The sequence below is a fragment of the Martelella sp. UBA3392 genome (assembly GCF_002358775.1).
GTDB lineage: Bacteria > Pseudomonadota > Alphaproteobacteria > Rhizobiales > Rhizobiaceae > Martelella > Martelella mediterranea.
This window is the reverse complement of sequence record NZ_DEPM01000049.1, coordinates 323-7,917: the sequence shown is the minus strand read 5'-3', so window position 1 is coordinate 7,917 and position 7,595 is coordinate 323. Positions and strand designations below refer to the sequence as shown.

General features: G+C 61.1%; 8 protein-coding genes. All 8 read right to left on the bottom strand.

The features are described 5' to 3' along the window. Positions 1-443 (bottom strand): ribonuclease J (locus B4E36_RS03755; RefSeq protein ID WP_345899997.1); only part of this gene is annotated, 443 nt, incomplete at its 3' end. 15 nt (positions 444-458) lie between these two features. Next, complete coding sequence (locus B4E36_RS03750) at positions 459-1,214, bottom strand: biotin--[acetyl-CoA-carboxylase] ligase (RefSeq protein ID WP_292052760.1); 756 nt, start codon at positions 1,212-1,214, stop codon at positions 459-461. A gap of 1 nt (position 1,215) precedes the next feature. Continuing rightward, on the bottom strand, positions 1,216-2,655 hold the full coding sequence (gene nuoN / locus B4E36_RS03745) for an NADH-quinone oxidoreductase subunit NuoN (protein WP_026173390.1): 1,440 nt from the start codon (positions 2,653-2,655) through the stop codon (positions 1,216-1,218). Positions 2,656-2,672: 17 nt separating this feature from the next. Then, a complete protein-coding gene (locus B4E36_RS03740; RefSeq protein ID WP_018064308.1) occupies positions 2,673-4,184 on the bottom strand; it encodes an NADH-quinone oxidoreductase subunit M in 1,512 nt (503 codons plus the stop codon). Next, entirely contained in the window at positions 4,184-6,193 is a 2,010-nt protein-coding gene (gene nuoL, locus B4E36_RS03735; RefSeq protein ID WP_345899996.1) for an NADH-quinone oxidoreductase subunit L, read from the bottom strand. Before nuoL ends, B4E36_RS03740 begins: the two co-directional genes overlap by 1 nt. Before the next feature lie 7 nt (positions 6,194-6,200). Continuing rightward, entirely contained in the window at positions 6,201-6,509 is a 309-nt protein-coding gene (gene nuoK / locus B4E36_RS03730) for an NADH-quinone oxidoreductase subunit NuoK (protein ID WP_018064310.1), read from the bottom strand. Between the two features lie 41 nt (positions 6,510-6,550). Next, positions 6,551-7,159 carry an NADH-quinone oxidoreductase subunit J gene (locus tag B4E36_RS03725; protein ID WP_018064311.1) on the bottom strand — a complete coding sequence of 203 codons (609 nt, stop codon included), beginning with the start codon at positions 7,157-7,159 and terminating at the stop codon, positions 6,551-6,553. 135 nt (positions 7,160-7,294) lie between these two features. Then, a partial coding sequence (nuoI, locus tag B4E36_RS03720) for an NADH-quinone oxidoreductase subunit NuoI (RefSeq protein ID WP_345899995.1) occupies positions 7,295-7,595 on the bottom strand: 301 nt, incomplete at its 5' end.

The window sequence follows — 7,595 nt, the reverse complement described above, 5'->3', positions numbered from 1 at the left end:
GGGATGGAGTGGTTGACCGGCACGCCCTCGACCGTGAACGGACCGACATTGATCGTGTCGCCGCCCTTGAAGATCGTCACCGGGATTTCGCGCATCCAGCTGTCATATTCGCGCTTGGCCTCCAGCAGCCCGGCGGTAAACGGTGAGGCATAGACCGGCACGTTGAGGCCCGGCCACAGCGTCGCGATCGCGCCGAAATGGTCCTCATGCGCATGGGTGATGATCATCGCCTTCAGATTGTCGCGCTGCTCACGCACGAATTCGATATCGGGCAGAACCAGGTCGACGCCGGGCAGATCCGGGCCGGGAAAGGTGACCCCGCAGTCCACCATGATCCACTCGCGCTTTTTCGCCGGTCCGTAACCGTAAAGCGCCAGGTTCATGCCGATTTCGCCAAGGCCTCCCAAGGGAAGGAAGACCAGTTCCGCGTTATTGTCCGCCATCAAGCGTTATCCAATTCAATTGTCGAAGAACACGTCGCCCGCGGCAAAGCTGCGCAGGCCGTCCTTCGTTTCCAGTTTCAGCATGCCGGCATCATCGATACCGGCGAAAATCCCCGGGACCTGCTCATGGGCAAGGTTCACGGTAATACGTTCATTGATGCCGCAGGCCGCGCTGCGCCAGCGCGCCACCGTTTCGGCAAGACCCCTGCCCCGGTCCCAGATCTGAAGTTCCTGCGCCATGGTTTCAAACAGATGCGCAAACAGCGTGGCGGGATCGGCGCCGGCGACATAATCGGAAACCCGGGCAACCGGGTAAGGCGCGTCATCCGGCCCGGTCGTCACATTGACGCCCATGCCGATCACGACGGCCAGCCTGCCGTCGGCAAGTCGCTCGGCTTCAAGCAGGATACCACAGACCTTGCGGCGGTCGATCAGGATATCGTTCGGCCATTTGATCGCGACTTCGTTGTCGTGACCGGCCATGACCCGTGAAATCGCACCGTGAACGCCGAGTGCGGCCACCAGCGGCAGTGATGCCGTCATCGCCTTGGGCGCGGGGTCGACAAGCAGAAGCGAGGCATAGAGATTGCCCCGCTCCGAAACCCAGTTGCGTCCGCGCCGTCCCCGGCCGGTTTCCTGCCGCTCAGCCGTCAGCCACAACAGGCCGGGATCACCGGCGCGCGCCCGATCCATCGCCTCGCTATTGGTGGAGCCGACGGTATCGAGCGCTTCATGACGGTAGGCGTCTACGGCAAAATCTGTTGCCGCCATCCTAGAAGAGAGCCGCCGCAGCAGCCTCCGCGGCATCGTTCAGCGCACCGCCGAACAGGAGATAGCCAATCGCGAAAAGACCGCTGATGCCGAAGACGAAGCGAAGCTCGCCGGCGACGCGGGAGAATTCGACGGTCGGCTCATCGAACCACATCACCTTGATCACCCGCAGATAGTAGAAGCAGGCGACCACGGAGGAGACGATGCCGATGATGGCGAGCGTATAGAGCTTGGCATCGATGGCGGCCAGGAACACGAAATACTTGCCGAAGAAGCCGGCAAGCGGCGGAACGCCGGCAAGCGAGAACATCAGTGCCGTGAGCACGACGGCCATCACCGGCTTGGTGGTCGACAGGCCGGCGAGATCGTCGATATTCTCGACATTGCCGCCCTCCTTCAGCCGCATCGCCATGATGATGGCGAAAACACCGAGCGTCGTGAACAGGTAGATCGCCATGTAGAGCGCGACGCCCTTGACGCCCGCCTCGCTGTCGGCGGCAAGGCCGACCAGCGCATAGCCCATATGGGTGATCGAGGAATAGGCCATCAGCCGCTTGATGTTGCGCTGGCCGATCGCGGCGAACGCGCCGAGCACCATCGAGGCGATCGCGATGAACACCACGACCTGGCGCCACTCATCGGCGGCCGGACCGAAGGCTTCGGTCAGAAGCCGGACGATGATCGCCATCGCCGCAACTTTCGGCGCGGAGGCGAAAAAGGCGGTGACCGGCGTCGGCGCGCCTTCGTAGACATCCGGCGTCCACATGTGGAACGGGACCGCCGAAATCTTGAAGGTGATGCCGGCAAGCACGAACACCATGCCGAAGATGAAGCCGAGACCGGTTTCGCCGGCCGAGATCGCAGCTGCGACCGGGCCGAAGCCGATATTGCCGGTGAAGCCATAGACCAGCGAGATGCCGTAGAGCAGCATGCCTGAGGACAGCGAGCCGAGCACGAAATATTTCAGCCCCGCCTCGGTGGAACGCAGGCTGTCGCGGTTGATGGCGGCGATCACGTAGAGCGGCAGCGACATCAGTTCGAGGCCCATATAGAAGGCGAGCATGTCATTGGCCGAAGTCATCAGCAGCATGCCGGTGGTCGACAGCAGCATCAGCACCGGAAACTCGAAACGGTCGAGATATTCCGGTTCCTCATGACCGACCGACAGGATCATCGACAGCGCCGCGCCGATCAGGGCCAAGGCCTGCATGAACAGCGTGAAGTCGTTGAACACCAGCGAGCCGCCGAAGGCCGTGCCCTCGCCCGCCCAGAACAGCGCGCCGAAGGCCGCGATCAGCAGGAACACGGCAAGACCCACGATCGTCTGGCCGCTCTTGCGGCCGGCGAACGCGCCGATCATCAGCAGGACCATCGCACCGAGCGCGAGGATCAGCTCCGGCATGATCAACTTCAGACTTGAAAGTAGGAGTTCCGATGTCATGTCCAAAAGATCCTGTCTCAGTATACCGGCAGCGCGATGTTCTTGGTCTGCTCAAGAACGGCGTCATAATGTTGAACGATCTGCGCCACCGGGCCGTGGATCGCCGCGAAGATGGGCTCCGGATAGACGCCGAAGAAGATCGTCAGGAAGATCAGCGGATACAGGACGATCTTTTCACGGGTGCTGAGATCCAGCAATGCCTTCAGGCTGTCCTTTTCCAGTGCGCCGAAGATCACCCGACGGTAGAGCCACAGCGCATAGGCCGCCGACAGGATAACGCCGGTGGCGGCGAACAGGGCAACCCAGGTGTTGACCTGGAAGACGCCAATGACCGTCAGGAACTCGCCGATGAAGCCGGATGTGCCGGGTAGACCGACATTGGCCATGGTGAAGATCATGAACGCCACCGCGAATTTCGGCATGTTGTTCACAAGCCCGCCATAGGCCGCGATCTCGCGGGTGTGCATCCGATCGTAGACGATGCCGACGCAGAAGAACAAGGCGCCGGAGACGATGCCGTGCGACAACATCAGGAAGATCGCGCCCTCGACGCCCTCGGTGGTGGCCGAGAACATGCCCATGGTGACAAAGCCCATATGGGCGACCGACGAATAGGCGATCAGCTTCTTCATGTCGGTCTGCATCAGCGCCACCAGCGAGGCATAAATGATCGCGATGATCGACAGCGCGAAAATGAACGGCGCGAAGTAATAGGACGCGTCGGGGAACATCGGCATCGAATAGCGCAGCACGCCGAACCCGCCGAGCTTAAGCAGAACGCCCGCCAGCACGCCCGAGGCGGCGGTCGGCGCTTCCACGTGCGCATCCGGCAGCCAGGTATGCACCGGCCACATCGGCATCTTCACCGCGAACGAGGCGAAGAAGCCGAGGAACAGCCAGTATTGCATGTTGACCGGGAAATCATACTCCAGCAGCACCGGCACGCTGGTCGTTCCCGTCACCCAGTACATCGCCATGATGGCCAGCAGCATGAACACCGAACCGGCGAAGGTGTAGAGGAAGAACTTCAGCGATGCATAGACCCGCCGCTCATGCCCCCAGATGCCGATGATCAGATACATCGGGATCAGGCCTGCCTCGAAGAAGATGTAGAACATCACGATATCGAGCGACACGAACACGCCGATGATCAGCGTCTCGAGGATCAGGAAGGCGATCATATAGGCCTTCACCCGATGGGTGATGGCTTCCCACGAGGCCAGGATGCAGAGCGGCATCAGCACCGTCGTCAGCAGGATGAACAGCAGCGAGATGCCGTCGATCCCGAGATGATAGGAGATGCCCGTACCGAGCCAGGGATGGTTCTCGATCATCTGGAAGTTCGGGTTCGACGGATCGAACTTCATCCACACGAACAGCGAGACGATGAAGGTGAACAGCGTCGTCAAGAGCGCGACGTTGCGGATGTTCCTGAGCCCGGTCTCGTTATCGTCGCGGGTGAAAAGGATCAGCACCACGCCGACGAGCGGCAGGAAGGTGACTGTTGAGAGAATTGGCCAGTCGCTCATTACCGAGCCCCTCCGAGCATCATCCAGGTTACAAGCGCGGCCACGCCGATCAGCATTGCAAACGCATAGTGGTAAACATATCCGGACTGCAGCTTGACGACGCGGTTGGTCACGTCGTTGACCCTTGCTGCAATCCCGTTCGGGCCGTAGCGGTCGATCACGCCGATATCGCCCTTCTGCCACAGGAAGTATCCGAGCTTCTTGGTGGGCCTTACGAACAGGAAGTCGTAAAGCTCATCGAAATACCACTTGTTGAGCAGGAAGGCGTAGAGGCGCGGAAATGCCTTCGCCAGCGCCGGCGCGGAGGACGGCTTGATCAGGTACATGTAGATCGCGACCACCGTGCCCAGCGCCATGGCGATGAACGGCGACAGCACCACCCACAACGGCACGTGGTGATGCTCGTCGAGCACCTCGTTGTGCGGGCCGGTGAACAGCGCGCCCTTCCAGAACTCGCTGTAATCATGCCCGAAGAAGTAGGGCAGGAATACATAACCGGCGAACAGTGCGCCGATCGACAGCACCACCAGCGGCAGCAGCATGACCCAGGGGCTCTCATGCACGTGATGCATGACATCGGAAGACGCGCGCGGCTTGCCGAAGAAGGTCATGAAGATCAGGCGCCAGGAATAGAAGGCGGTGAAGGCGGCGGCAATCACCAGCATCCAGAACGAGAAGTTGCCGAGCGGGCTTGCCGAGACATAGGCCGATTCGATGATCGCATCCTTGGAGAAGAAGCCGGAGGCGCCGATCGGCGTTCCGGGAATGCCGGCGCCGGTGATGGCGAGCGTGCCGATGATCATCGCCCAGAAGGTGACCGGGATATGCTTTCTCAAGCCCCCCATGTGACGCATGTCCTGCTCGCCGGAGACGGAATGGATCACCGAGCCGGCGCACAGGAACAGGAGCGCCTTGAAGAAGGCGTGGGTGAACAGATGGAACACGCCTGCGCCGAAGGCCCCTGCCCCAAGGGCTGCAAACATGTAGCCGAGCTGCGAGCAGGTGGAATAGGCGATCACGCGCTTGATGTCGTTCTGCACCAGACCGATGGTGGCGGCGAAGAAGGCGGTGATCGAACCGATCAGCGTGACGAAGGTGAGCGCCGTCGGCGACAGTTCGAACAGCGGCGACATGCGGGCGACGAGGAAAACGCCGGCCGTCACCATGGTTGCCGCGTGGATAAGGGCGGAAACCGGCGTCGGGCCTTCCATCGCGTCCGGCAGCCAGGTGTGCAGCAGGAACTGCGCGGATTTACCCATCGCGCCCATGAACAGCAGCAGGCAGACCGTGGTGACGGCGGTCGACACGTCCATGCTCATGCCGAGGAAATGCAGCACGGCGACCTTGCCCTCGGCCGTTGCCAGCGTGACCTCGCCATTGGCCAGACGCTCGGCGGCGGAGAAGATCGGGTCGAAATTGATGGTGTGCGCCAGGAAGAACAGGCCGGCAATGCCGAGCAGGAAACCGAAGTCGCCAACGCGGTTGACGATGAAGGCCTTCATCGCGGCGGCACTTGCCGACGGCTTCTTGTACCAGAAGCCGATCAGCAGATAGGAGGCAAGGCCGACGCCTTCCCAGCCGAAGAACATCTGCAGCAGATTGTCGGAGGTGACCAGCGCCAGCATGGCGAAGGTGAACAGCGACAGATAGGCGAAGAAGCGCGGGCGATGCGGATCGTCATGCATGTAGCCCACCGAATAGAGGTGGACGAGACAGGACACCGTGTTGACCACGACCAGCATCACCGCCGTCAGCGTGTCGACGCGAAGCTGCCAGAGAACGTCGATGTCGCCGGAGGTGATCCAGCGCATGACCGGCACCTGGATGACGAAATCTTCCGCATGGGTCAGGAAGCCGACGGAAATGAACACGTACCAGGACAGCACGGCCGCGACCGCCATCAGGGCGATCGTCACCCATTCGGTGGCCTTGGCGCCGATGCGGTTTCCGAAGAGGCCGGCGATGAGGAAGCCTACGAGCGGCAGGAAGACGATGAGTTTGTAGATCATCTGGAAATCAGCCCTTCATCACGTTGACGTCTTCGACCGCGATCGAGCCGCGGTTGCGATAGAACACCACCAGGATCGCCAGACCGATGGCGGCTTCGGCGGCCGCGACGGTCAGAATGAACAGCGCGAAGACCTGGCCGACCATATCGTTCAGGAACGAGGAGAACGCGACCATGTTGAGGTTGACCGAAAGCAGGATCAGCTCGATGGACATGAGGATGATGATGACGTTCTTCCGGTTCAGGAAGATGCCGAAAACGCCAATCGTGAAGAGTATGGCACTGACCGTCAGGTAGTGGGAAAGTCCGATTTCCATTGCGTTGTCCTTAGATCCCGTATCCCTGCAAATTCTCGTTCTTATATGCCCTGGCCAGGCTTGACCTTGACGGTTTCGTGCGCGCTTTCAGGCGTGCGCGCAACCTGCTTGGCAATGTTCTGGCGCTTGACGTCCGGGCGGTGCTTCAGCGTCAGCACGATCGCGCCGATCATGGCGACGAGCAGGATGAGGCCGGCCACCTGGAAGAAATAGGCGTAATGCGTATAGATCACGTCGCCGATCGCCTTCACGCTCGACGTATCCGCCGGCATCGGCATCGCGGTGTTGGCGGCGATATCGGCCGGAATGAAGGTGCCGCCGACGACCACGATCAGCTCGGCCAGAAGCACGATCCCGATCAGCGCGCCCACCGGTGCATAGTGCAGGATGCCGGACCTGAGCTCGGCGAAGTCGATGTCGAGCATCATCACCACGAACAGGAACAGCACCGCCACCGCGCCGACATAGACCACCAGCAGAAGAAGGCCGAGATATTCCGCGCCCGCCAGAATGAACAGCGCCGCCGCATTCACGAACACGACGATCAGGAACAGCACCGAATGAACGGGGTTCTTCGCCCAAATCACCATGAACGCCGACGCCACGGCGACGAACGCGAAAATATAGAAAAAAAGAGCATGGAGACCCATGATGGTGCCTTCTCTTCGTGGACGCAGCGGCTCCCGCCACTATCACATTTGCAAAAGCCCCGCCGCCGGATGCGGCAGGCCCTTCATTTCAGGTTTATCGAACCGCCGGGCGAAATCCCCCCGCCCGGCCTCTCCTTACCGGTAAGGCGCATCCATCGCGATATTCTTCGCGATCTCGCGTTCCCACCGGTCGCCATTGGCGAGCAGTCGTTCCTTGTCGTAGTACAGTTCCTCGCGCGTCTCGGTCGCGAATTCGAAGTTCGGCCCTTCGACGATGGCATCGACCGGGCAGGCTTCCTCGCAATAGCCGCAGTAGATGCACTTGGTCATGTCGATGTCGTACCGCGTCGTGCGCCGCGAGCCGTCCTCGCGCATCTCCGCCTCGATCGTGATCGCCTGCGCCGGGCAGATCGCCTCGCAGAGCTTGCAGGCGATG

Excerpts from the sequence above, each read along its gene's own strand:
- nuoK (WP_018064310.1), bottom strand. The coding sequence starts at position 6,509 with ATGGAAATCGGACTTTCCCACTACCTGACGGTCAGTGCCATACTCTTC.
- nuoL (WP_345899996.1), bottom strand. The coding sequence starts at position 6,193 with ATGATCTACAAACTCATCGTCTTCCTGCCGCTCGTAGGCTTCCTCATC.
- B4E36_RS03750 (WP_292052760.1), bottom strand. The coding sequence starts at position 1,214 with ATGGCGGCAACAGATTTTGCCGTAGACGCCTACCGTCATGAAGCGCTC.
- nuoN (WP_026173390.1), bottom strand. The coding sequence starts at position 2,655 with ATGACATCGGAACTCCTACTTTCAAGTCTGAAGTTGATCATGCCGGAG.
- B4E36_RS03740 (WP_018064308.1), bottom strand. The coding sequence starts at position 4,184 with ATGAGCGACTGGCCAATTCTCTCAACAGTCACCTTCCTGCCGCTCGTC.
- B4E36_RS03725 (WP_018064311.1), bottom strand. The coding sequence starts at position 7,159 with ATGGGTCTCCATGCTCTTTTTTTCTATATTTTCGCGTTCGTCGCCGTG.